Raw genomic sequence first — 23,511 nt, 5'->3', positions numbered from 1 at the left:
CTTTTTAGCCAATCTGTACCGACAGCATACTGATAGCACCCATCTCCATTCCTTCCACCGGAATCGTGATCGCCTCATCCGTAGCGCGTGCACCCAGGATATACAGCAGCGGTAAATAGTGTTCAGGCGTTGGATTGGACTGCTGCGCATCGGGATGCTGCATAAAGTTCACCAACGGATGATCTGCTGCGTCGCCCTTGAAGTTTAAATTTTCACGGACGAACTGATTAAAATTCTCTGCCCACGGATACGCGGTTTCAGCACCCTGCCAGCGCAACATACGCAGATTGTGCACCACGTTACCGCTGGCAACGATCATTACCCCTTCGTCACGCAATGACGCCAACTTTTGGCCCAGCTGATAGTGCCATTCGGCAGGTTGAGTACCATCGATACTGAGCTGCACGACCGGAATATCGGCGTCTGGATACATTTTTGCCAGCACGCCCCAGGATCCATGATCAAAGCCCCACTCCTGATCGGCATGAACAGCAATCGGCGAAAGTAAATCAATCACCTGTTGAGCCAGTTCAGGCGAACCTGGTGCTGGATAGCGCACATCAAACAATGCCTGCGGGAAACCGCCGAAGTCATGAATAGTGCGTGGATTTTTCATCGCCGTCACCGCCGTGCCGCGTGTATACCAGTGCGCTGAAACGGCAAGAATAGCGCGTGGGCGTGGCAATATCTCGCCCAGCTGCTGCCAGGCTTGGGTATAGCGATTATCTTCCAGTACGTTCATTGGGCTACCGTGGCCAAGGAAAAGCGCGGGCATGCGAGCGTGACTCATAATTAATCCTCTGACGAAGTGTTGCTTTGTTAATCGCTACGATACGCGCTTTGGCGCTGGGATTAACGCTGATAAGCGTGATGATCTTCATCAGGGAATTTGAATAAAAAATAACGCATAAAAATCAGTACTCTTTAAAAGATAAAGAAGGGACTTACGGAACTTCGTTGGAAAAGCCGATGCAAGATTTGTCGCAATATGGTGCCAGCTCTTTTGAAATATCAGTGATATAGCTAACACGTAAGACCGAGCCAGACCGGTCTTGTTACATCCATTGAATCCTGTTTCTAAACTCCACGCGATTTTAGAAAAATGAGCAATGGAAAGTTATGTTAATTCAGGGAGCAATATTGTGTCTGGCGCTGAATATCTACCATGAAGCGCGTGGAGAGCCGATTAAAGGGCAAATCGCCGTTGGCACGGTGACCATGAATCGGGCCAACTGGGATGTCAAAGAGATCTGTCCCGTGGTGTACGCACCTAAACAGTTCTCCTGGACGTCTCTAAAGAAAGATCCCTATCGTCATCCACCTAAAGAGGACAAAAGCTGGCAACGCGCCAGAAATTTGGCAAAGAAAATTGTGGAAGGGGAATTACAGGACGTAACGAAAGGAGCAACCTTTTTTCATGCTCATAGCGTTAAACCCGCATGGCGTCACTCCTTCGAACGCACGGTTGTCATTGGCAATCATGTTTTTTACGCCAGCCGTTAAGCCATAAAAAAAGAGGCCGGATATTTCATCCGGCCTCTTTCTTCTCAATCACTTCGGTTAGCTGGCCTGACGCGTTTCACGCTGACGACGATATGCAACCAGATCTTCAATAGTGACTACCGGCATATCATGTTGTTTCGCAAACACGATTGCTTCTGGCGCATGCGCCATCCTGCCGTCATCATTAGTGAGTTCGCACAGTACGCCTGCCGGCTTAAATCCAGCCAACGTTACCAGATCGATGGTGGCTTCAGTATGTCCACCACGTGATAAAACCCCGCCTTCACGCGCACGCAGCGGGAAAACATGGCCCGGTCGGTTTAAGTCCGAAGGCTTAGCGCCATCTGCTACCGCAGCACGAATAGTGGTGATGCGATCGGCGGCAGAAACGCCGGTTGTCACGCCGGTCGCGGCTTCAATCGTCACCGTAAAACCGGTGCCGTAAGCGCTGGTATTTGTTTCCACCATCATCGGTAGTTCAAGCTGCTGACGGCGTTCTTCAGTGATGCAGAGGCAAACAATACCGCTGCCGTGACGGATGGTTAATGCCATCTGTTCAACGGTCATGGTTTCTGCCGGGAAGATCATATCACCTTCGTTTTCACGATTTTCATCGTCAAGCACCATTACACCGCGGCCGTTGCGCAGCGCATCAATGGCGCGTTCTACACGCTGTTCAGGCGTGCCAAATTCAGAAAGAAGCGTCTGATTCATGGTAAAAAACCTTATAAAATATGAGTTACCAGAACCAGGGCGTGCTTAGGAGTGCGTACAAAACACATGGCAAAAACGTGACGCGGGCGAAGCCCGGCTGATGTCGTTACCCTCTCCCATCCGGACTCTAACCGTCGGCTCCGGAATTACACCGGATCTGCTGACCTTTCACTTTGCAGAGAAAGCGCTCGCGGGCTTTCAGCCGAAGCTGATTTACCGCCGGTGGGGAATTTCGCCCCGCCCTGAGAATAAGCGGGTAAACTATAACGCCAATCATCTGGTCGGGCAATCGACAAAAGTGCAAATGCTTTTGCATTTCCTGCGTTGCTGATTTCAGGTTTAACCTTTTCGTTTCAGGCATTACACTTAATACTTATTGAGTCCGAACACGCGCTGCTATCGGCCACCGTAACCAGGAAATAATCATGATCGACACGAAAAAAATTGAACAACTGGCTCGCCAGGTACATGAAGCTATGCCGAAAGGTATTCGCGATTTTGGCGACGATGTCGAAAAGAAAATCCGTCAGGTCCTGCAGGCGCAGTTGACGCGTATGGACCTGGTTAACCGTGAAGAGTTTGATGTGCAGACACAGGTTCTGCTGCGTACCCGCGAGAAATTAGCCGCACTGGAACAGCGCCTGGCGAAATTAGAGAGTGAAAGTCCTGCGGCACCAGCCCCAGCGATTATCACGCCAGATCCTGCTGGTAAAATCGATACGCCACAGTGATTTCTTGGGCGGGAGCCCTCTCCCGCCCGCTAGTCTTTAATGGCTACGAATGGTTTTAATAATGTTGCTGGTTGAGATGCCATCTTCAAAGTTGAGCACACGCACGTCGCCGCCGTTCGCCCACACTTCTTTGCTTCCCGCGATATCCTCAGGCTTGTAATCGCCACCTTTCACCAGCAAATCCGGCAGCACTTCAGCAATCAGACGTTGCGGCGTATCTTCTTCGAACAACACCACCCAATCGACCGCTTCCAAAGCACCGAGCACAATCATGCGGTTTTCCTGCGGATTGACTGGACGCGTTTCGCCTTTCAAACGTTTGGTAGAAGCATCGCTGTTAACAGCCACAATCAGTCGATCGCCCAGCTTGCGCGCATTCGCCAGATATGAAACGTGTCCCGCATGCAGGATGTCAAACACGCCGTTGGTCATAACCACCTTTTCACCGCGCTGACGCGCATGAGCAACGGCAGTTTTCAGCTCGGCTTCGGTCATCACACCAAATCCGGTTTCCGGACGCGCATGGATCGCATTCTCCAGTTCAACCGTGCTAACTGTTGAGGTACCCAGCTTGCCGACCACCACGCCAGCTGCAGCATTGGCGAGGAAACAGGCTTCTTCAAGGTTGTCACCCGCCGCCAGCACGGCAGCCAGCACGCCAATTACCGTATCGCCCGCACCAGTAACGTCATACACTTCCTGCGCCTGCGTTGGCAGATGCAGCGGTGCTTTGCCTGGCTGCAGCAGCGTCATGCCGTTTTCTGAACGCGTCACCAGCAGTGCGGAGAGTTCGTAATCTGCGATTAACTGCATACCACGACTAACGATTTCGTCGACGGTTTTACACTTGCCCACTACCGCTTCGAATTCAGATAAATTTGGCGTCAGCAGCGTCGCACCGCGATAACGCTCGAAATCGGTGCCTTTGGGATCAATCAATACTGGCACTTTGGCTTCACGTGCCAGCTGAATCATTGTCTGGACGCTGTTTAGCGCACCTTTGCCGTAATCAGACAGCACCAGCGCACCAATCTCAGTCAGCGATTGACGCATACGATCGTGAATCGGCTGCGGGTCAATCTGCTCAAAACCCTCTTCGAAATCGAGGCGAATGAGCTGCTGATTGCGCGACAATACGCGTAGTTTAGTGATGGTTGGATGGCTTTTTACCGCCACAAAATCGCAGTCGACATTCACCTGCTGCAGGGTTTCACTCAGCACACGCGCGGCATCATCTGCGCCGGTAAGGCCAATTAAGCGTGAAGCGGCACCGAGCGCAGCAATGTTCATCGCAACGTTAGCCGCTCCGCCTGGACGCTCTTCAATGGTATCCACCTTGACCACCGGCACCGGCGCTTCCGGAGAAATACGGCTGGTAGGGCCATACCAATAGCGATCTAACATGACATCGCCGACGACCAGCACAGTGGCCTTGCCAAAAGTGGGCAGTGTTACTTTCATTCCAGAGACTCCAGACTACGGTCAAAATTATGCGCGGATAATAACATATAAGCTTTGTGGCTCACCGTTCCGCGCGATCAGATTCGGCAGCGCTTAACCAACGCTGCCAGCTGTTGTTTACCACCGCTCGCTCTGCGGCAAAGGCATCAGGGGCGACATGTCCCGGCAACTCCTGCAGCGCGAGGTGATGCAGCGCATCACGCAGCGTCACGTAGGCATGCGTCAACGCCTGCGCTTCCTCTTCCGGCATAATGTTATGCCGTGCCATCAGTTCAAAAATACGCACGTTATCGGACCAGCGCGTTAACGCCGGTTGATCGGCGGCGTAGCCTAAGACAAGGTATTGCGCGATGAATTCAATATCAGTGATACCGCCCTCATCGGTCTTAATTTCCCAGCGGCCTTTATGTTTGTTACTGAGATGGGAACGCATTTTTTCGCGCATTTCGCGCACTTCTGTTTGCAACACGCCCGCCTCACGCGGCAGGCATAGAATGCCGCGTCGGATATTGTCAAAGCGTTCACACAGCGCGGGTTCGCCGAACACGATACGCGCACGCACCAACGCCTGATGCTCCCAGGTCCAGGCTTCGCTGCGCTGATACTCATCGAAGGCAGCAAAGGTACTCACCAGCATGCCTGCGGCACCTGAAGGACGCAGGCGCGCATCAACTTCATACAAAATGCCTGACGACGTTCGCGTACTAAATAGATGCATTACACGCTGCGCCAGGCGCAGGTAGAACTGCCGGCCATCAATAACGCGTTCACCATCGGTTTCAGCATCATCTGGACAGTCGTGCAGGAACACCAAATCGAGATCCGAGCTATAACCCAGCTCCCAGCCACCGAGTTTGCCGTAACCGACAACCGCAAAACCGCGCTCGCTATCGCTGGTGAGATGCGATGGACGACCATAACGCTGCACCATCATTTGCCAGGCTTGCTGCACCACCGACTCGATAATCGCCTCAGCCAGCCAGGTTAAGTGATCGCTCACTTTCATTACCGGTAAAGTTTCAGCAATATCGGCAGCGGCGATGCGCAGATGCTGCGCCTGTTTGAACTGGCGCAAAGCTTCCAGCTGTTGCTCTTCATCATCGGTGGGAATACGCAGCAGATACTGACGCAGCTCGTCGCGGTATGCATCGGTAGCGGTGGGTTGATAGAGCGTGGCAGGATCAAGCAACTCGTCGAGCAAGAGCGGATAGCGCGCCAGTTGGCTGGCAACCATCGGCGATGCAGCGCACAGGCGAATCAGATGACGCAGTGCGCCATGGTATTCGGTTAGCAGCTCAAGATAGGTACTGCGCGTCAGCACCCCCAGCAACAGCGGTGTCAGTCGGTTCAGCAGGACATCCGCATCATCGCGTGGGCAGACTTCACTGAGCAGACGCGGCATTAGCTGATCGAGTGCCAGACGACCACGTGGGCCGATAGTGCGACGGCTAACATCCTGGCGGAAATTGTTAAGGGCATGGTAAAGCGCATGACGTTGCGCATCCGCTAACTGCGGTACGACGGGGATGAGATCGCTCTCTTCCAGCGCGTCCTGCCATAGGCCAGCAAATTCGGCCAACTGTGGCTGATCGTCCACATCCGGTGCATCGTCACCAATCAGCTCATCAAAAATAGCGCGCACGCCTGCCATTTGCTGCTCGAGCTGCGCCATTAATGCATCCCAATCTGCCGCGCCCATTGCCCAGGCTAAACGCTGACGATCGAGTTCATTCTCCGGCAGCGTTTGGGTTTGCTCGTCATTAATACTTTGCAGCAGGTTTTCCAGCCGACGCAGGAACAGATAGGCTGCGCGCAGATGATCAACCTGCTGCTGGCTTAACAGAGACAGCTCGCCGATAGCTTTTAGCGTCGGCAGCAAGGAGCGCAGTTGTAGTGAGCGCTCACGTCCGCCTCGAATCAGTTGAAACACCTGCACGATGAATTCCGTTTCGCGAATGCCGCCAGCACCGAGCTTGATGTTGTCTTTCAGTCCACGCCGACGCACTTCGCGTGCAATCATGCCTTTCATGTTACGCAGCGACTGAATCACGCTGAAATCGATGTAACGTCGATAGACAAAAGGACGCAGCATTTGCTGCAACTCCTGGCTCCAATGACCGTGATCGTCGCCCATCAGCCGCGCTTTAACCATGGCATAACGTTCCCAGTCGCGACCTTGCTCCTGGTAATAATCTTCCAGTGCAGCAAAGCTCAGCACCAGCGGACCGCTGTCGCCGAAGGGACGTAGCCGCATATCAACGCGGTAGACAAATCCATCCACCGTTGGCTGATCCAATACTTTAATGAGCCGCTGCCCCATGCGCGTAAAGAATTGCGCATTATCGAGCTCGCGCCGACCGCCCTGCGTCACGCCGTTTTCCGGCCAGGCAAAAATCAGATCGATATCAGATGAGAAGTTAAGCTCGCAGCCGCCGAGTTTACCCATGCCAAGAATCAGCATTGGCTGGGCTTCACCGGCAGCATTGCAAGGCGTACCGAAATCACGGCTGCAATCCTGCCAAACCCAATCGCGCGCCGCGGCGATGAGAATCTCCGCCAGCGAGCTCAGTTGTTGCAAACTCTGTTCGGTGCTGGATTGCTGCAGCGCCTGCATCCAGGCGATTCGCACCAGCATATGACGGCGGAACAATCGCAGTTCACGCATCAGGGAGGTTTCATTATCAACAGATTGCAACGCATCGCTCAGCCAGCGGGCGTAATGCTGCCACTCATCCGGCGCAGGGGCTTGTTGCTGCAGATGCTGCCACCATTCGGGATGCTGCTGCAGGTTATCAAGGATAAAGTCACTAAAGGTCAGCGCACCTGCCTGCTCTGGCGTGAACGCTGAGGGCGGCAAATTAAGTCTCTCTACCACATTAGCTAACTGCGCCTGCATTAGCGCCGGTAACGGTAACAACATCTTCTCTCCCTGATTGGATTTTTCGTTAGCGTTTGGTTCCGCTGTTAAGCCAGAACGGCGTGGTTTTAATTGCCAGATTAACCAGCTGAATCAAACCGTGATTTTGCTTGATGCGAATGGCATGCTGCAGCTCCAGCCAGCCTTCCAGCCAACTGTTTACCTCTTCAGCTGGATAAGCACCCGCCAGCAAGTTCACCGCCAGCAGCTGGCGATTCAAACGTGTGGCTTTATCCTGGAACTCATTAAAGAGTTGCACGTCGACGAAGGTTTCTCTGAGATCGGCCGCAATACGGCTCAGCATAATGTCGCTAAAACGTTTGAACGATCCCTGCAGCTTGCTTTTGCTCTTGTCATCGAGCCAGCTTTGCCATTGTGACTCAACGAGCCAGTGAGTAAGCGCTAACTGAGCTTCAACGGAGATGGATGAGAAACATGCGGCCTCGGCATTTATCTCTTCGTCGGCCAGCAGCTCTTCCTGACGGGTTAATTGCTGTCGCAGATCGCTGCTCGCCTTGCGCGGCACCAATGCACCGAATAGCGAGAATGCCTGGCGCAGCGTTTCCAGCGCTTCAACCACCGACGCTTTAGCTTCTTTATTGCCGCGCAGCCACACTTCCTCATGATATTGCCAATGATTCAGCGCAGCGGTCACGGCATTAATCATGCCCTGCTCTACCGAAGCCTTGGCGGCAATCTTCTGCAGCGGAAGTGGACGACGTGGACGTGGCAGGTTGCCCTGTGCCAGTTGATAACCGCGTGCTGCTTTACTCAGGCTGCCGAGACGTAATCCCCCCATGGCGATAAGCGCTTCGGCAAATTTCAATATATCTGCGCGCTGACCGCTTTTGAGCTCCAGCTCGACTTCATAAAGCGGCTCACTGAACTCACCCGCTGTTACTGCGCCGCGGTCAAACGCGACCTCAATTTCACTGTCGCCAAACTGCACCAGCCAGGCTTCACGCTGGAAGTGTGTGCTGAACAGTGGTTCCAGCCGCGATTGCAGCAGGGCGACATCGGTGCCCTGTGGCCAGATCTCTGCCGGCAGGCGCGCAATATCCAGCTGCGGCTCAGTGATATCGACGTTGTATTCCGGACGTTGATGCAGACCGCCAACGGTCTTACCGGCGGCTTTTAACGTCATCTCATAGCGTTGGTCAACACCCCGAATACGCAGGCCCATATCCCAGCGACGCAGTTGGTTATCGTCGGTTTCATAATAGATGTTGGTCAGATCGCGCGCGGCGACGTGCTGATGTGGCCAGGCGGCAAGCTTTTCAGCCAGTTTTTCGGCGGCTTGCGGTGTGGCAATGAACTTTAATTCGATTTCAATGGTCATAATTTTTTATTCAATACGCTGCTGGCACTTACGAGTTTAATCTGGCGAAGAGTAATGCACCGGAAGCCCGCTGTCTCCGCTTTCTTGTGCTTTTACGACCCTTTTCGCACCAGATTGAGACCAGGATAGTTCTCATTCAGATTTATGAGAAGCGTCTCCAGACTGTGCCGGTAATTTTACGCCATTAAGAAAAAACGACATCGAATGAAAAAAATCACACTTGCTGCCCTTTCTTTGCTGGCTTTCAGCGCCGTCACACCTGCTCATGCTGCTGACGAAAAGCGTTACATCTCCGATGAATTATCCACTTGGGTGCGCAGCGGTCCGGGCGATCAATATCGCCTGATCGGCAAGCTGAACGCCGGAGAGGAAGTGACCTTGCTGCAAACCAACAACGACTCGCAATATGGCCAGATTCGTGATGCAGAAGGCAAAACTAACTGGATCCCACTGTCACAGCTGAGCGCCAATCCCAGCCTGCGCACCCGCGTGCCGCAGTTGGAGCAGCAGGTTAAAGACCTGACAGCTAAGCTGGCGAACATTGATAACAGCTGGAATCAGCGCACTTCTGAAATGCAGAACAAAGTCGCCAATAGCGACGGCACCATTGATGGCCTGAAAGCTGAGAATCAAAAGCTGAAAAACGAGCTGATTGTCGCGCAGAAGAAAGTCAGTGCCGCCAATGTGCAGTTGGATGACAAGCAGCGCACCATCATCATGCAGTGGTTTATGTATGGCGGCGGCGTGCTGGGCGTTGGTCTGCTGCTGGGTCTGTTGCTGCCGCACATGGTGCCGCGCCGCAAGAAAAACGATCGCTGGATGAACTAATACTCCACGCAGATTTGTTCTTTTATTTGAGGGGATCGTAAGATGCCCCTTTTTGGCGTGCCCGATTTTTAGCCAAAGTATGCAACAATAAAGTAACAAGCGTGTTGAGCACGCAATTTCTGATTTGCCTCTGGAGTGGTTGAGTGAAGACGTTTCTGGTCGGTGGCGCAGTGCGCGATGCCTTACTGCGTTTGCCGGTAAAAGATAGAGATTGGGTCGTGGTGGGCGCTACGCCCGATACGATGCTGGCTAAAGGTTATCAGCAGGTTGGGCGCGATTTTCCAGTTTTCCTGCATCCGCGTAGCCGTGAAGAGTATGCGTTGGCACGTACCGAGCGCAAAAGCGGTAACGGTTACACCGGGTTTGTGACGCAATTCGCGCCAGATGTCACGCTGGAGCAAGATTTACAGCGCCGCGATCTCACTATCAACGCCATCGCACAAAGCGACAGCGGCGAACTCATCGATCCTTATGGTGGTCAACGCGATTTGGCTCAACGCCTGCTGCGCCATGTATCCGCCGCCTTCAATGAAGATCCGCTGCGTGTATTACGCGTGGCGCGTTTTGCCGCCCGCTTTGCCCACCTTAATTTCCGCATTGCAGATGAAACTCAGGCGCTAATGCGTGAAATGGCCAGCAGTGGCGAACTGGCGCATCTCACCGCCGAACGCGTGTGGAAAGAGACGGAAAAATCGCTGCTGACGCGTAATCCACAGGTCTATTTCCAGGTGCTGCGTGATTGCGGTGCGCTGCAGGTGCTGTTCCCGGAAATCGATAATCTGTACGGCATTCCCGCACCGATTAAGTGGCATCCCGAAATTGATACTGGCGTGCATGCGCTGATGACGCTCACCCTCTCGGCTGCGCTTTCCGATCAACTTGACGTGCGTTTCGCCACGCTATTCCACGATATTGGCAAAGCGCTAACGCCTCCAGAGAAATGGCCGAGTCATCATGGTCATGGCCTGGCGGGTGTACCGCTGGTTGAAGCGCTGTGCCAGCGCCTGCGTGTGCCCAATCAGGTGCGTGATTTAGCGTTAGTGGTAACCGAATTTCACGATGTGGTGCACACCATTGAGCGTCAGCCAGCTGAGGCGCTGATCGCGTTGTTTGATCGTATTGATGCATGGCGCAAGCCCGATCGTGTGGAAAAGATGGCGCTGACCAGTGAAGCCGATGCGCGTGGTCGTGCAGGTCTGGAAAGTATGGCTTATCCGCAAGGTGACTATTTACGTCGGGCGTTTACGCTGGCGCAAGCCGTGCCAACCAAAGATGTGGTGGCCGCAGGTTTTAAAGGGGCAGAAGTGCGGGAAGAGTTAACGCGTCGACGTGTTGCGGTGCTGCAAGCGGAGTTGATTAACACGCGGCCAGCTTAACTGGCCGCGTGTTACGCATTACATAAAGATGGCGTAAACCACTGCCGCGACAATGAAGCGGTAGATGGCGAAAGAGACGAACGAAATACGCTTGATCAGTTCCAGGAACACTTTGATTGCCAGTAGCGCCACAATGAAGGCGGTGACAAAACCAACGGCAAACATCGGGAGATCCTGTATCGTCAGGAATCCGAGGCTCTTATAGAGATCGAGGCCGGTAGCGCCAATCATCATCGGCACCGCCAGAATGAACGAGAACTCCGACGCCGCATAACGACTCACGCCCATCAGCATACCGCCTGAAATCGTTGCACCCGAGCGCGAGAAGCCCGGCCACAGCGCCAGACACTGGAAGCAGCCAATCATAAACGCCTGGCGATAAGTAATATCGTCCACGCCGACGGCTTTCGGTTGCTTTGGCTTGAAATATTCCGCGACCAACAGCAGCACACCACCGACAACCAGCGCGTACATCACATTGATCGGGTTAAACAGCGTTTTGATTTGATCGTGCAGCAGCAGACCAATCACCACCGCCGGCACCATACCCAGCAAAATATGAATCAGCGTCAATTTCCCGGTGCCGACGCCTTCGTGCTTAACCTCACCGAAGTGGATGCCGATCAAGCCAAACAGGCGACGCCAGAACATCACCACCACCGCCAGGATTGAACCCAGCTGAATCACCACTTCGAAGGTTTCTGCAGTTTCGCCTTCAAAGCCCAGCAGGTGGCCAACGATAATCATATGGCCCGTGGAAGAGACCGGCAGGAATTCCGTGAGGCCTTCTACAATCCCCAGGATTGCAGCTACCCAAAGCTGATGAATGTCTGCCATCAAAATTATTTCCTCTATCCGTTTTAAACAGTAAAAAGGCGGTCGCAAAGGGCTACCGCCTGAAATTATGCCTGCGCCACGCTGAAGGAAACCTTAAGAAATTCGGGCACGATCTGTTAGTTAGCGCAGCGGCCTCAAGTGAGACACACCATAATTTGGTTTGGTTTCATTGTGATGGCAATCACGGAAGATTTATTTCGGAATAGTCCCGCGCTCAATACGCACGCCAACGCTGCCCGCCTGGGCGATAGCCCCCGGTTTTGCTACCTTTATGCGCACTCCAGGCGTTTTGAAACGATTCATCAACAGAACGGCGATTTCTTCCGCTACCCTTTCAACGAGGGCAAAACGCTGGCCTTGCAGATGATTGAGGATCGCTTCAGTGACATCGGCATAGCTCAGGCAATCATTCACATCGTCGCTGGCGGCGGCCTGGCGGTTATCCCAGGCTAGTTCGACATCGAGCACCAGCTTCTGCTGCATGCCCTGCTCCCAGTCGTAAACGCCAATAGTCGTGAACACGGTAAGCTGCTCGATAAATACGATATCCATGATGTCAGTCTCTGTTTTTGGCTAAGCCGGATACCACTTCCGGCGGATTATGCGTATTATCCACGCTTATCGAGAACAAAACGACCCAAAAGGAACGGTACGAAGCTATGAGTGCTATCGCGCTTGGTATGATTATTTTCGCGTATCTTTGCGGTTCGATTTCCAGTGCGATACTGGTTTGTAAACTGGCTGGTTTACCCGATCCGCGCTCGCAAGGCTCAGGCAACCCTGGCGCTACCAACGTTTTGCGCATTGGTGGCAAAGCTGCCGCTGCGGCGGTACTTATTTTCGACGTGGCGAAAGGCATGCTCCCAGTGTGGATCGCCTACCTGCTGCACGTTGCGCCCCTCTATCTTGGGCTGACGGCGATTGCCGCCTGCCTTGGTCACATCTATCCGGTATTCTTTCGTTTTCGCGGCGGTAAAGGCGTAGCGACCGCATTTGGCGCAATTGCGCCGATTGGCTGGGATTTAACGGGATTAATGACCGGTACCTGGCTGTTAACGGTACTGCTGAGCGGCTATTCATCGCTGGGCGCCATTGTCAGTGCGCTGATCGCACCGTTTTATGTGTGGTGGTTTAAACCGCAATTTACCTTCCCCGTTTCCATGCTCTCTTGTTTGATTCTGTTGCGACATCACGACAACATTCAACGCCTGTGGCGCGGCCAGGAAACGAAAATCTGGAAACGGAAGAAGAAGAAATAAAAAAACCGGCGCAAAGCCGGTTTTTTTCGTTTTAGATGGCGGGCAATTCGGATAGCGGCCAACGCGGTCGCACGCTAACGCCAAGTTCTCCACGCGTGCCCCCTTTCAGCCGCACCATGCCAGCGTAAGCGATCATCGCGCCATTATCTGTGCAAAACTCAGGGCGCGCGTAAAACACTTCGCCACCGCGCTTTTGCATCATTTCGGCCATCCGCTCACGCAGCGTGCGGTTGGCACTGACGCCGCCGGCAATCACCAAACGTTTAAAACCGGTCTGCTCCAGCGCGCGTTTGCACTTAATCATTAAGGTATCGACCACCGCATCTTCAAACGCGCGAGCAATATCAGCACGTGCTTGTTCGTCGCCCTGATGCTCGCGAATGGTATTCGCCGCAAAGGTTTTTAGCCCGGAGAAGCTAAAATCCAGCCCCGGACGATCGGTCATCGGACGCGGGAATTTGAAGCGGTTTGCCGTGCCCTGCTGCGCCATACGCGACAACATTGGCCCGCCGGGATAATCCAGACCGAGCAGCTTGGCGGTTTTATCGAACGCTTCACCGGCTGCATCATCAATCGATTCGCCCAGCAAAGTATATTCGCCAATACCGGTCACGCTGATTAACTGCGTGTGACCGCCGGAAACCAGCAGCGCCACAAATGGGAATTCAGGCGGATTCTCTTCCAGCATCGGCGCCAGCAGATGCCCTTCCATATGATGGACCGGCACCGCCGGCACATTCCAGGCGAACGCCAACGCGCGGCCAATGGTTGCCCCCACCAACAACGCACCGACCAGGCCCGGTCCAGCCGTATAGGCAACACCATCAATTTGTTGTGGCTCAAGACCCGCTTCTTTTAGTGCCGCCTGAATCAGCGGCACGGTTTTACGCACGTGGTCGCGCGATGCCAGTTCCGGCACCACGCCGCCGTAATCGGCATGCAGTTTAACCTGGCTATATAATTGATTTGCCAGCAGACCGGACGCATCGTCATAAATCGCGATGCCGGTTTCATCGCAGGACGTTTCAATACCCAGAACTCGCATAGCTTTTATCACCCTCTTCTTGCGGCGCGCAGTGTAGCACAGGCAAATCACACCCCAGAGACTTTGGCCAGGAAAAAGTGTTTTTCTGTCGCATAAAGAGTGCGCTATACTCCACGGCCTGAAAAAACCGGCAGCCGCGATGGCAAATGCCCCTGTTGGTTCTAAATTATACATGGTGCTTTACAAGTCAGCCGCGGCTGGAGTAAAATGCTGCACCATTTTGAAATGTGCTGGCGCCGCAGTCAGCAGCAAAAACCGAATTTTATCGAGGTAAGAGTTACATGCCGGTAATTAAAGTACGTGAAAACGAGCCGTTCGACGTAGCACTGCGTCGCTTCAAGCGTTCATGCGAGAAAGCAGGTGTTTTGGCAGAAGTTCGTAGCCGTGAGTTCTACGAGAAGCCTACCACTGAGCGTAAGCGCGCTAAAGCATCTGCAGTTAAGCGTCACGCCAAGAAACTGGCTCGCGAAAACGCACGCCGCACTCGTCTGTACTAATTTCTTGCGGAAGTTCGCTTCCGCCGCGTGATAAACGCAGACAGAGTCAAGTAAAAGGCCGTGCTTTCCGAAAGGAAGCGCGGCTTGTTGTCGTTTATGAGCTGAAAAATCGGGGCTTATGGCTGGACGAATTCCACGCATATTTATCAACGACTTACTTGCCCGCACGGACATCGTGGATATTATCGATGCCCGCGTTAAGCTGAAAAAGCAGGGTAAGAATTATCACGCGTGCTGTCCTTTTCATAACGAAAAAACGCCCTCTTTCACCGTAAGCGGTGAGAAGCAGTTTTATTACTGCTTTGGCTGTGGTGCCAAGGGCAACGCCATCGATTTCCTGATGAATCACGATCGTCTGGAATTTGTTGAGAGCGTTGAAGAGCTGGCCACGCTTCACGGCTTAGAAGTGCCGTATGAAGCGGGCAACGGTCCTAGCCCGATGGAGCGCCATCAGCGTCAAAGTCTTTATCAGTTGCTGGAAGGCCTGAACGGCTTTTATCAACAGAGCCTGCGTAATCCGCAAGCGCAATCTGCCCAGAAATATCTCGCCACGCGCGGACTCAGCCAGGAAGTGATCGATCACTTTGCTATCGGCTATGCGCCCGCCGGCTGGGATAATGCACTGAAGCGTTTTGGTCAGCAAAAAGACGATCGCGAATCACTGATGGAAGCCGGCATGCTGGTCAGCAATGACTCAGGCCGCACCTATGATCGTTTCCGCGATCGCGTGATGTTCCCTATCCGCGATAAGCGCGGCCGCGTCATTGGTTTTGGTGGTCGCGTGCTGGGCAACGATACGCCGAAGTATCTGAACTCACCTGAAACACCGATTTTCCATAAAGGCCGCCAGTTATACGGACTTTATGAAGCGCAAAAAAATCATCCGCAGCCTGCGCGTTTGCTGGTTGTTGAAGGTTATATGGACGTGGTGGCGCTCGCGCAATTTGGCATCGATTATGCCGTAGCATCGCTGGGCACCTCGACTACCGCTGAGCACGTTCAGCTGCTGTACCGCTCAACGGATACCGTGATTTGCTGTTATGACGGCGATCGCGCCGGACGCGAAGCAGCATGGCGTACGCTCGAAACCGCATTGCCTTACATGAATGATGGTCGTCAGCTACGCTTTATGTTTTTGCCCGATGGCGAAGATCCAGACACGCTGGTACGCAAAGAGGGCAAAGAAGCCTTTGAAGCGCGGATGGAGCAGGCTACACCGCTCTCCACGTTTTTGTTCGACAGCCTGATGCCGCAGGTAGATTTGAGTACCCGCGATGGTAAGACCAAGCTGGCGACACTTGCGTTACCGCTGATTAGTCAGATTCCCGGTGAAACGCTGCGTATTTATATGCGCCAAACTCTGGGTAATAAACTCGGTATTCTTGACGATAACCAGTTAGACAAGCTGATGCCGAAGCTGGCCGAAAGTGGCGCGCTGCCCACTGCACCACCGCTGAAGCGTACCACCATGCGCGTGCTGATTGCGTTATTAGTGCAGAATCCACAGTTCGCCTCCATCGTACCGACGCTGGATGGACTGGAGCAGTCGAAAATGGCAGGTTTACCGCTATTTGTGGAGTTAGTCAGCCGTTGTACAGAGAATCCTGGCCTGACTACCGGACAGCTACTAGAGTTATATCGCGGGACAAATTTTAGCCAGCCCCTTGAAACACTGGCCACCTGGAACAACGTTATTACTGATGAAGACGCAGAAGCTGAGTTTAGAGATTCTCTGACTCATGTTTTTGATTCTGCATTGGAGCTGCGTTTAGAAGAACTGATTGCACGACAGCGTACCGAAGGCTCAAATTTATCAGAACGTAGTGAAATCAAAGCGTTAATCCAGGCATTAGCGAAAAAATAAGATTTTTACTGAGTTAGAACAGCTAGCGCTCTTAAAGCTCTTTTTCTAACTCGTTATCCGGACAAGGCTCTTTATAAGCGAAACCGGAACAAGGGCCGTAGGCGTCGAAGTCAGTTTCGTTACCGCCAGCGCACAGCAACCGGAGCGTACTGAAGTACGTGAGGATTGCGAGCACTGCCGGGGACGAAAATGACGAGTAAGCCAGGACCGAACAGAATTCAAGCGGCTTAAGTGCCGATTATATGAGGGCAAAGGCCCTGGCCGCGATGTAGGCAGCGGCAAAAACACAACGCCTTCACTGTTATAGTTGGCTCGCGCCGACCGACACCAATCTAATTAACAGAAGTGTGGATACCGTCTTATGGAGCAAAACCCGCAGTCACAGCTTAAGCTACTTGTCACCCGTGGTAAGGAGCAAGGCTATCTGACCTATGCTGAGGTCAATGACCATCTGCCGGAAGATATCGTCGACTCCGATCAGATCGAAGACATCATTCAGATGATTAATGACATGGGTATTCAGGTCGTTGAAGAAGCGCCTGATGCTGATGACCTGATCCTGAATGAAAACAGCTCCGATACTGACGAAGATGCTGCAGAAGCCGCCGCTCAGGTTTTATCCAGTGTTGAATCTGAAATTGGCCGTACCACCGACCCGGTGCGCATGTATATGCGTGAAATGGGTACCGTTGAACTGCTGACGCGTGAAGGCGAAATTGACATCGCTAAGCGCATCGAAGACGGTATCAACCAGGTTCAATGCTCTGTTGCCGAATATCCGGAAGCGATCACCTATTTGCTCGATCAGTACGATCGCGTAGAAGCGGGCGACTCTCGCCTGTCTGATTTAATCATCGGCTTTATCGATCCTAACGCCGAAGAAGATATTGCGCCGACCGCGACTCACGTTGGTTCTGAGTTATCGCAGGAAGATCGCGATGATGATGAAGAAGAAGACGAAGAGGATGACGACAGTTCTGATGATGACAACTCCATCGACCCAGAACTGGCTCGCGAGAAGTTTGGTGACCTGCGTACGCAGTACGAAACAACGCGTACCGTAATTAAAGCTAAAGGTCGCAGCCACGCAGACGCCGTCGCTGAAATCCAAAATCTGTCTGAAGTATTTAAACAGTTCCGCCTGGTACCGAAGCAATTCGATTACCTGGTGAACAATATGCGTGAAATGATGGAGCGCGTGCGTACGCAAGAGCGCCTGATCATGAAGCTGTGTATTGAACTGTGCAAAATGCCGAAGAAGAACTTCATCACGCTGTTTACCGGCAATGAAACCAATCCAAGCTGGTTCAAAGCCGCGCTGGCCATGAATAAGCCTTGGTCGGAAAAACTGCTCGAAGTTGAAGATGATGTGAATCGTTCGCTGTACAAACTGCAGCAGATCGAAGAGGAAACCGGCTTGACCATCGAGCAGGTCAAAGACATCAACCGTCGCATGTCTATCGGCGAGGCCAAAGCGCGTCGTGCGAAGAAAGAGATGGTTGAAGCAAACTTGCGTCTGGTTATTTCTATCGCTAAGAAATACACCAACCGTGGTCTGCAGTTCCTCGATCTGATTCAGGAAGGCAACATTGGCCTGATGAAAGCGGTTGATAAGTTTGAATACCGTCGTGGTTATAAGTTCTCAACTTACGCCACCTGGTGGATTCGTCAGGCTATCACCCGTTCCATCGCGGACCAGGCACGTACCATCCGTATTCCGGTGCATATGATTGAGACCATCAACAAACTCAATCGTATCTCGCGTCAGATGCTGCAAGAGATGGGTCGTGAGCCGACGCCTGAAGAGCTGGCCGAACGCATGCTGATGCCAGAAGATAAGATCCGCAAAGTGCTGAAAATCGCTAAAGAGCCTATCTCGATGGAGACGCCGATTGGTGATGATGAAGATTCGCATCTGGGCGATTTTATCGAAGACACCACGCTGGAGCTGCCGCTGGATTCCGCTACCTCGGAAAGCCTGCGCTCAGCCACCCACGATGTGCTGGCTGGCCTGACCGCGCGTGAAGCGAAAGTTCTGCGTATGCGTTTCGGTATCGATATGAACACCGACCACACGCTGGAAGAGGTAGGCAAACAGTTTGATGTAACGCGTGAGCGTATTCGTCAGATTGAAGCGAAGGCGCTGCGTAAACTGCGTCATCCAAGCCGCTCTGAAGTGCTGCGTAGCTTCCTCGACGATTAATCAGCGTCGAGACGAAAAACCCCGGCTTGCCGGGGTTTTTTATTATCTGCAGAACCGCATTTTTACCTATTGCCCTGTAGCCAATCATGCAGCTGACGATAGGATGCCGCCATCTCTTCCAGCGTCGCACGATTTAGACCGCTGGGATTGGGCAACACCCATAATCGCGTCTTACCCAACATTTGCGGCTGCTCGCCCCACTCCACTTTGCGCTGACGAAACGCCTTCTGAAAGGCGTCCTTGCCCAATACCGCCAACGCGCGCGGTTGATAATGCAAAATCTTGTGCTGCAAACGTGAACCACCGTCACGTAACTCATCACCATCCAGTTCGTTGGCCTGCACCGTCGGACGCTCCACCAGCATGGTGATACCACAGCCGGTTTCCATGAGTCGCTGCTCCTGCTCGGGCTTAAGTAACTCCCGGGTAAATCCCGCCTGATAGATTACTTTCCAGAAGCGATTGCCAGGATGCGCGAAGTGATAACCGGTATGTGCTGATGATTTTCCCGGATTGATACCACAAAACAGCACCTGCAAATCGGGCGCGATGATATCGCGGATATCGTGCTCACTCATGGTGTCTCCACTCCGGCACGTTGTTTCACGGAACGACGGCTGAGCGCCAGCAAATTTCCTGCTTCCTTTTTATCAGCACAAGAACGAGCCAGCGCCACTGCCCCGACCATCTCAGTCAGAATCGTCGTTGCGGCGTCATCTGCTTGCGGGTGATTAAGCTCACGTAGCGTCTGCGCTAAACGCTGTCGCATCGCTGCACGCTGCTGAGAAAACAGCGTGCGCGCATCCAATGGCAGATGCGCCATTTCACTCACCAGCGCAGGTAGCGGGCAGCCTTCACCCGGCGAGTCACAATGCTGCTCTGACAGGTAGCTATCAATCAGCTGATTAAATCGTTCCAGCGGATCTTTTAAGGCAGTAATAGTAGCGAAGCGGCGGGCTGAATCGGCAAACATCTCTGCAATCACGGCTTGTACCAAATCCTCACGTGAAGTGAAATGCGCGTAAAAACCACCGTGCGTTAAGCCTACGCGCTTCATCAGCGCGGCTACGCCAATGCTTTCAGTACCGCTCTCGCGCATCACCACCGCTGCCTCATTCAAGATGCGCTGCCGCGTACGTGCTTTGTGGCTCAGCTTTTCCATCTCCACTTCCCTAACTCATCGTTTATGGCAATCAGTGTAATTATTACGATCATCATATTCCAGCTTGACGATAAATATTATGATCGTCATATTAAACTACGCAAATATGATAACCATCATCTCGAGGAACCTAACATGTCACAACAACTGGCTTTGATTACCGGCGCATCAAGTGGTATTGGCGCCACCTATGCCAAACAGCTAGCAGCACGCGGAAGCAACCTCATTCTGGTGGCACGCGATGAAGCCAGACTTAATCAATTGGCACGATCTCTGCGCGAGGCGCACGGCGTGGAGGTCAGCGTATTAACTGCAGACCTAACGCATCAGGATGATGTGCAAAAAGTCGAGCGAGAAATTCAGGAAAATAAGCTGATCACGCTACTGGTTAACAACGCTGGCATGACGGTAGAAGGCGAATTTGTTGATGGTGATATCGTAAAAATACAAACCATGCTGACCCTAAACATCGTTGCACTAACACAGCTGGCTCACAGTGCCGCGCAGGCCTTTCGAGCGCGCCGTAAGGGCACAATTGTGAATATTGCATCGGTATTAGCATTGGTAAATGAGTCTGCGAATGGCGCGTATAACGCCAGCAAAGCTTATGTACTATCCCTAACGCGCAATATGCATCGTGAATTAGCCGAAAGTGGCGTACGTATGCAGGCTGTGTTGCCCGGTCTGACACGTACCGAGATCTTCGAACGCGCGGGTAAATCTATCAATGACCTTCCCGAAGAAATGCTGATGGAGGTAGATGATTTAGTCTCAGCGGCCCTGCATGGACTTGATGCCGGCGAGCTAGTGACCATCCCATCAGTGGAAGACATGGACCTTTGGCAGACTTACGATGACGCACGCCGCGCAATATTGCCTTTTATTTCATTAAACAAGCCAGCATCGCGTTATTTATAGCAATGATGACCTTTTTAGTCAGTCTGGTCTCAAAAAGCGAGGATGATTGAGCGCTATATGCGCGTTAAAGCGGGCGATAATGGATTTTTCTTTTTGAGATCAAGGGCTCAGCCATTGCTGTAATTTTCGCCATCCAAATGGCGAACTCTGGATCACCCCAACAAGATACTCTATAATCCCCGCTCCGCTGGCCCCTTAGCTCAGTGGTTAGAGCAGGCGACTCATAATCGCTTGGTCGCTGGTTCAAACCCAGCAGGGGCCACCAAATTTATTGATGTAAATCATGCAGTTAAGCCACCTTTTGAGGTGGCTTTTTTGTTTTATGAATTCGCCATTGGCAGCAAAATGGCAGCAGGTTTTATGTTAACTCTATAACGACCTACGATTGGTGTATGAAGTTTTACCCTAAAAGTAAAAATTCATCTCTTGAAAAGAGTCTTCAGATAAATTATATGCTTATTATGCTTACGCTACTTTCGAAACAAGAACCAATCAATGGATGATACAACTCACCTTTTCGTAAAAATTACTGAAAACCACACATCTCTAGCAAAAAAAAGAGTTGAGTGCAGCTTTTTGCAATCTGTTCTACAAAATGCGTTCCTTTCATTTAGACGTATAGGTTAATAACTTATGAATATATTTAAATATTTTATTTCAAATAAACCATCTGAGTTAGTTAAGCTTAGTAAAAGAGAATATTATGAGCAGTTGATTGGAACAGATTCGGAAATAGCCAAGAGAGCTTTCGAAATGGCTTGGGCCACTAGAAATTTTGAAATTGAAATGTATTGGAAAAGAGCAACATATTTTTGGGCTTTTATAGCAAGTACATTTGTTGGATACTTCGCTCTAATTTCCTCTGAAAACTACATCAAGCCAGATAAGTTTAATCATGTCGAGGTGTACTTTTTAATATGCATTGGATTTGTGTTATCTTTAGCATGGCATTTTACTAATATAGGTAGTAAAACTTGGCAACGCCACTGGGAGGTTCATGTTGATTTACTTGAAGATGCCTTTACTGGGCCATTATATAAAACTGTTTACCCAACCCAGACTTATTCAGTTTCTAAAATAAATGAAATTGTGAGCAGTGTTTTTGTCTTAGTATGGGCTCTTCTTGGAGTAAAATACTTATTAGATCAAAATCTCATTAGGTCAATTAAAGAAACCAATTCTATTAATTGGTTCGTAGTTACCAGTACAGTAATGTCGTTGCTAGTTGTAATATCAATGATTTTTGGACATGGAAGGGGCCGCTTCGGTTCAAGACCTATAACTATGTATAGACGCAATGTAGCATATGACGAAGATTAAGTTTAAGGCGTTAATATATTTAAATACACTAAGAAAAACCAAATAAAAAGTAAAAGATGGAGATGCAGAATGATAATTAAAAATAACAACAATAGATTAATAGAAATAATGCGCAATGAAAACATTCCAGAGGAAATGATAAATGATGTGATAGACTCTGGTTATACAATAGTTCACTCTCTAGATCCTTTCACTGGTACAAATTACGAAGTTGTAGGTGATGGAATGTATGGGAACAAACAATTTAGTGGCCACCTCGATATACAAGAATTCATTCATTACATCAGAGGCAACAATACGTTCGAAAAACTAACTCAGTTCAACGAATATACTGTTAAGAATTACAATGAGATAGAGTCCATCTTATCAGAATCAAAAAGACGACACTATATTGATAAAGGTCGACTCTCATTTCGCGGGCAAACATCACAATATTATTTCCAGAGAAAAATACCTAGTCCAGTTAGAGCTAACGATGATGGAAAAGAGTTATCAATATTTCCAGGATTATACAGACAAAGTAATCACAACTATTCATTTAATATCAAGCCCGAAGAAGAGCGAAGTTTTGTTAAGTTTTTAAATGAACTTGAACCTAATAACCCTCGAATTTATTTAGATAGTAACTATTCCTATGATCTTATGCGCACTGAGCAACATTATGCCACTCAAACATCCGGGTTAGATATATCTTTTGATATTGAGACAGCCATATTCTTTGCCACTCATAAATTAAATTATAAATCGGATGGAAAAGCATATCATACTAAAGTTTCTAAAGGCGAACACCAAGGAGTCATCTATGGTTTTTGTTTCAGAGATCCATCTGTCCCGAAAACGGAATTTTTAATTAAAGATTTTGATTTATTTAAAACATACAATCCAGAAAGAATATTAAGACAGGATTGCGGCTTACCATTAATTATGGATAATGAAAGAAACATAGCAATAACAGATCTTGACTTCATAATAAGACTTGATGCAGACTTTGATTACAATGGTAAAAAGCAGCCAGCATACATGTTTCCAAACACTAAAGAAGACTTATTCTATGGTAAGCTTCTTGAATTAAAAGATAAGTATCCTAATAAATTACCAAACATTTTAGAATATGTAGGCAGTAGGGTCTGAAGAGAAAAAGCATCAAATCATGTTAACTTTATAATCACAATTATTCAGGTGCAGCCATACTTAGTTGCACCTTATCCCTAAAAATTCCTTTTTTTCTTATTTAGGAAATATTTTACTAGTTATAGTAAAGTCAAATTTTTAACCAAAATCATAGCCACAATGGTTGCTGCTGGTTTCTCCCAGGATGCGGAGGTGCTGGCTTAATCGTTCCCGGTTTCATAATGATCTCAGAAACCGTTTCATGAGATTTAAACGTACAGCTGCAATTGATGTTCTGGCACTGGTTATAACGTTCTTTAGTTGTTGCTGATACTTGAAAGCTGCTGCGGGTATGTGCGGCATTCCCGCACAAAGGGCAATTCATCATAATGTCGTCTCCAAACCCCAATTGAGATAAATATTACTC

General features: G+C 50.7%; 22 protein-coding genes, 1 tRNA gene and 1 riboswitch. Of the genes, 12 read left to right on the top strand and 11 right to left on the bottom strand.

Going from position 1 to position 23,511, the window contains the following annotated elements; translation table 11 throughout:
- Positions 1–4: 4 nt before the first annotated feature.
- The gene (gene ygiD, locus PMI17_RS13285) at positions 5–790 is read right to left on the bottom strand and encodes a 4,5-DOPA dioxygenase extradiol (protein ID WP_009127674.1); all 786 of its coding nucleotides are present in this window, start codon (positions 788–790) and stop codon (positions 5–7) included.
- A gap of 329 nt (positions 791–1,119) precedes the next feature.
- Between ygiD and PMI17_RS13280 the strand changes: the two genes are divergently transcribed.
- Complete coding sequence (locus tag PMI17_RS13280) at positions 1,120–1,503, top strand: cell wall hydrolase (protein WP_009127672.1); 384 nt, start codon at positions 1,120–1,122, stop codon at positions 1,501–1,503.
- Between the two features lie 57 nt (positions 1,504–1,560).
- Here PMI17_RS13280 and ribB read toward each other — a convergent pair whose 3' ends face one another.
- The gene (gene ribB / locus PMI17_RS13275; RefSeq protein ID WP_009127670.1) at positions 1,561–2,217 is read right to left on the bottom strand and encodes a 3,4-dihydroxy-2-butanone-4-phosphate synthase; all 657 of its coding nucleotides are present in this window, start codon (positions 2,215–2,217) and stop codon (positions 1,561–1,563) included.
- Positions 2,218–2,321: 104 nt separating this feature from the next.
- A riboswitch (FMN riboswitch) is annotated at positions 2,322–2,471 on the bottom strand.
- Positions 2,472–2,642: 171 nt separating this feature from the next.
- Here ribB and PMI17_RS13270 point away from each other — a divergent pair.
- Positions 2,643–2,948: an accessory factor UbiK family protein gene (locus tag PMI17_RS13270; protein ID WP_008103418.1), complete on the top strand. Its 306-nt coding sequence runs from the start codon at positions 2,643–2,645 to the stop codon at positions 2,946–2,948.
- 36 nt (positions 2,949–2,984) lie between these two features.
- Here PMI17_RS13270 and hldE read toward each other — a convergent pair whose 3' ends face one another.
- The 3 genes from hldE to PMI17_RS13255 all read right to left on the bottom strand — a co-directional run bounded on the left by hldE (position 2,985) and on the right by PMI17_RS13255 (position 8,665).
- The gene (hldE, locus tag PMI17_RS13265; RefSeq protein WP_009127668.1) at positions 2,985–4,409 is read right to left on the bottom strand and encodes a bifunctional D-glycero-beta-D-manno-heptose-7-phosphate kinase/D-glycero-beta-D-manno-heptose 1-phosphate adenylyltransferase HldE; all 1,425 of its coding nucleotides are present in this window, start codon (positions 4,407–4,409) and stop codon (positions 2,985–2,987) included.
- Between the two features lie 61 nt (positions 4,410–4,470).
- Entirely contained in the window at positions 4,471–7,329 is a 2,859-nt protein-coding gene (glnE, locus tag PMI17_RS13260; RefSeq protein ID WP_009127666.1) for a bifunctional [glutamate--ammonia ligase]-adenylyl-L-tyrosine phosphorylase/[glutamate--ammonia-ligase] adenylyltransferase, read from the bottom strand.
- Between the two features lie 25 nt (positions 7,330–7,354).
- A complete protein-coding gene (locus PMI17_RS13255) occupies positions 7,355–8,665 on the bottom strand; it encodes an inorganic triphosphatase (RefSeq protein WP_009127665.1) in 1,311 nt (436 codons plus the stop codon).
- Between the two features lie 204 nt (positions 8,666–8,869).
- On the opposite strand from PMI17_RS13255, the gene PMI17_RS13250 reads away from it, so the two are divergent.
- Together PMI17_RS13250 and PMI17_RS13245 are read left to right on the top strand one after the other, a co-directional pair.
- Positions 8,870–9,493, top strand: coding sequence for a TIGR04211 family SH3 domain-containing protein (locus PMI17_RS13250; protein WP_009127663.1), 624 nt, complete (start codon positions 8,870–8,872; stop codon positions 9,491–9,493).
- A 143-nt stretch (positions 9,494–9,636) separates the two neighbouring features.
- Positions 9,637–10,869: a multifunctional CCA addition/repair protein gene (locus PMI17_RS13245; RefSeq protein WP_009127662.1), complete on the top strand. Its 1,233-nt coding sequence runs from the start codon at positions 9,637–9,639 to the stop codon at positions 10,867–10,869.
- 18 nt (positions 10,870–10,887) lie between these two features.
- On the opposite strand, the gene bacA is transcribed toward PMI17_RS13245, so the two are convergent.
- Complete coding sequence (bacA, locus tag PMI17_RS13240; RefSeq protein WP_009127659.1) at positions 10,888–11,706, bottom strand: undecaprenyl-diphosphate phosphatase; 819 nt, start codon at positions 11,704–11,706, stop codon at positions 10,888–10,890.
- A 192-nt stretch (positions 11,707–11,898) separates the two neighbouring features.
- On the bottom strand, positions 11,899–12,258 hold the full coding sequence (folB, locus tag PMI17_RS13235) for a bifunctional dihydroneopterin aldolase/7,8-dihydroneopterin epimerase (RefSeq protein ID WP_009127658.1): 360 nt from the start codon (positions 12,256–12,258) through the stop codon (positions 11,899–11,901).
- Positions 12,259–12,365: 107 nt separating this feature from the next.
- Here folB and plsY point away from each other — a divergent pair, with 107 nt between their 5' ends.
- A complete protein-coding gene (gene plsY, locus PMI17_RS13230) occupies positions 12,366–12,965 on the top strand; it encodes a glycerol-3-phosphate 1-O-acyltransferase PlsY (RefSeq protein ID WP_009127656.1) in 600 nt (199 codons plus the stop codon).
- Between the two features lie 31 nt (positions 12,966–12,996).
- Here plsY and tsaD read toward each other — a convergent pair whose 3' ends face one another.
- Entirely contained in the window at positions 12,997–14,010 is a 1,014-nt protein-coding gene (tsaD, locus tag PMI17_RS13225; RefSeq protein WP_009127654.1) for a tRNA (adenosine(37)-N6)-threonylcarbamoyltransferase complex transferase subunit TsaD, read from the bottom strand.
- A 281-nt stretch (positions 14,011–14,291) separates the two neighbouring features.
- Between tsaD and rpsU the strand changes: the two genes are divergently transcribed.
- From rpsU to rpoD, 3 genes are all read left to right on the top strand, one after another.
- Entirely contained in the window at positions 14,292–14,507 is a 216-nt protein-coding gene (gene rpsU / locus PMI17_RS13220) for a 30S ribosomal protein S21 (RefSeq protein ID WP_008103436.1), read from the top strand.
- Positions 14,508–14,625: 118 nt separating this feature from the next.
- Positions 14,626–16,371: a DNA primase gene (gene dnaG / locus PMI17_RS13215; protein WP_009127650.1), complete on the top strand. Its 1,746-nt coding sequence runs from the start codon at positions 14,626–14,628 to the stop codon at positions 16,369–16,371.
- 361 nt (positions 16,372–16,732) lie between these two features.
- Positions 16,733–18,574, top strand: coding sequence for an RNA polymerase sigma factor RpoD (gene rpoD / locus PMI17_RS13210; protein ID WP_009127647.1), 1,842 nt, complete (start codon positions 16,733–16,735; stop codon positions 18,572–18,574).
- Positions 18,575–18,636: 62 nt separating this feature from the next.
- Here the strand turns inward: rpoD and mug are convergent, their stop codons facing one another.
- Positions 18,637–19,152, bottom strand: a complete 516-nt coding sequence (mug, locus tag PMI17_RS13205) for a G/U mismatch-specific DNA glycosylase (protein WP_009127646.1) — start codon at positions 19,150–19,152, stop codon at positions 18,637–18,639.
- On the bottom strand, positions 19,149–19,736 hold the full coding sequence (locus tag PMI17_RS13200) for a TetR/AcrR family transcriptional regulator (protein ID WP_009127645.1): 588 nt from the start codon (positions 19,734–19,736) through the stop codon (positions 19,149–19,151). The genes mug and PMI17_RS13200 overlap by 4 nt, the downstream gene beginning before the upstream one ends.
- 135 nt (positions 19,737–19,871) lie before the next feature.
- Between PMI17_RS13200 and PMI17_RS13195 the strand changes: the two genes are divergently transcribed.
- The 4 genes from PMI17_RS13195 (at position 19,872) to PMI17_RS13180 (ending at position 23,105) form a co-directional block, all read left to right on the top strand.
- Positions 19,872–20,654 carry an SDR family oxidoreductase gene (locus tag PMI17_RS13195; protein ID WP_009127643.1) on the top strand — a complete coding sequence of 261 codons (783 nt, stop codon included), beginning with the start codon at positions 19,872–19,874 and terminating at the stop codon, positions 20,652–20,654.
- Positions 20,655–20,843: 189 nt separating this feature from the next.
- Positions 20,844–20,919: transfer RNA gene (locus PMI17_RS13190), tRNA-Ile, on the top strand.
- A 368-nt stretch (positions 20,920–21,287) separates the two neighbouring features.
- Complete coding sequence (locus PMI17_RS24505; RefSeq protein WP_009127641.1) at positions 21,288–21,974, top strand: hypothetical protein; 687 nt, start codon at positions 21,288–21,290, stop codon at positions 21,972–21,974.
- Positions 21,975–22,043: 69 nt separating this feature from the next.
- Complete coding sequence (locus PMI17_RS13180; RefSeq protein WP_009127639.1) at positions 22,044–23,105, top strand: FRG domain-containing protein; 1,062 nt, start codon at positions 22,044–22,046, stop codon at positions 23,103–23,105.
- A 148-nt stretch (positions 23,106–23,253) separates the two neighbouring features.
- Here the strand turns inward: PMI17_RS13180 and PMI17_RS24885 are convergent, their stop codons facing one another.
- The gene (locus PMI17_RS24885; protein ID WP_071531063.1) at positions 23,254–23,472 is read right to left on the bottom strand and encodes an ogr/Delta-like zinc finger family protein; all 219 of its coding nucleotides are present in this window, start codon (positions 23,470–23,472) and stop codon (positions 23,254–23,256) included.
- Positions 23,473–23,511: the final 39 nt, after the last annotated feature.

Source organism: Pantoea sp. GM01 (assembly GCF_000282675.1).
Lineage (GTDB): Bacteria > Pseudomonadota > Gammaproteobacteria > Enterobacterales > Enterobacteriaceae > Pantoea > Pantoea nemavictus.
The sequence above is the reverse complement of the archived record's forward strand: the minus strand, read 5'-3'. Positions and strand labels throughout refer to the sequence as shown.

Excerpts from the sequence above, each read along its gene's own strand:
- dnaG (WP_009127650.1), top strand. The coding sequence starts at position 14,626 with ATGGCTGGACGAATTCCACGCATATTTATCAACGACTTACTTGCCCGC.
- folB (WP_009127658.1), bottom strand. The coding sequence starts at position 12,258 with ATGGATATCGTATTTATCGAGCAGCTTACCGTGTTCACGACTATTGGC.
- PMI17_RS13270 (WP_008103418.1), top strand. The coding sequence starts at position 2,643 with ATGATCGACACGAAAAAAATTGAACAACTGGCTCGCCAGGTACATGAA.
- glnE (WP_009127666.1), bottom strand. The coding sequence starts at position 7,329 with ATGTTGTTACCGTTACCGGCGCTAATGCAGGCGCAGTTAGCTAATGTG.
- PMI17_RS13250 (WP_009127663.1), top strand. The coding sequence starts at position 8,870 with ATGAAAAAAATCACACTTGCTGCCCTTTCTTTGCTGGCTTTCAGCGCC.
- plsY (WP_009127656.1), top strand. The coding sequence starts at position 12,366 with ATGAGTGCTATCGCGCTTGGTATGATTATTTTCGCGTATCTTTGCGGT.
- ribB (WP_009127670.1), bottom strand. The coding sequence starts at position 2,217 with ATGAATCAGACGCTTCTTTCTGAATTTGGCACGCCTGAACAGCGTGTA.
- PMI17_RS24505 (WP_009127641.1), top strand. The coding sequence starts at position 21,288 with ATGAATATATTTAAATATTTTATTTCAAATAAACCATCTGAGTTAGTT.
- PMI17_RS13180 (WP_009127639.1), top strand. The coding sequence starts at position 22,044 with ATGATAATTAAAAATAACAACAATAGATTAATAGAAATAATGCGCAAT.
- PMI17_RS13255 (WP_009127665.1), bottom strand. The coding sequence starts at position 8,665 with ATGACCATTGAAATCGAATTAAAGTTCATTGCCACACCGCAAGCCGCC.
- rpoD (WP_009127647.1), top strand. The coding sequence starts at position 16,733 with ATGGAGCAAAACCCGCAGTCACAGCTTAAGCTACTTGTCACCCGTGGT.
- PMI17_RS13280 (WP_009127672.1), top strand. The coding sequence starts at position 1,120 with ATGTTAATTCAGGGAGCAATATTGTGTCTGGCGCTGAATATCTACCAT.
- PMI17_RS13200 (WP_009127645.1), bottom strand. The coding sequence starts at position 19,736 with ATGGAAAAGCTGAGCCACAAAGCACGTACGCGGCAGCGCATCTTGAAT.
- PMI17_RS13195 (WP_009127643.1), top strand. The coding sequence starts at position 19,872 with ATGTCACAACAACTGGCTTTGATTACCGGCGCATCAAGTGGTATTGGC.
- mug (WP_009127646.1), bottom strand. The coding sequence starts at position 19,152 with ATGAGTGAGCACGATATCCGCGATATCATCGCGCCCGATTTGCAGGTG.
- PMI17_RS24885 (WP_071531063.1), bottom strand. The coding sequence starts at position 23,472 with ATGATGAATTGCCCTTTGTGCGGGAATGCCGCACATACCCGCAGCAGC.
- bacA (WP_009127659.1), bottom strand. The coding sequence starts at position 11,706 with ATGGCAGACATTCATCAGCTTTGGGTAGCTGCAATCCTGGGGATTGTA.
- rpsU (WP_008103436.1), top strand. The coding sequence starts at position 14,292 with ATGCCGGTAATTAAAGTACGTGAAAACGAGCCGTTCGACGTAGCACTG.
- tsaD (WP_009127654.1), bottom strand. The coding sequence starts at position 14,010 with ATGCGAGTTCTGGGTATTGAAACGTCCTGCGATGAAACCGGCATCGCG.
- ygiD (WP_009127674.1), bottom strand. The coding sequence starts at position 790 with ATGAGTCACGCTCGCATGCCCGCGCTTTTCCTTGGCCACGGTAGCCCA.
- hldE (WP_009127668.1), bottom strand. The coding sequence starts at position 4,409 with ATGAAAGTAACACTGCCCACTTTTGGCAAGGCCACTGTGCTGGTCGTC.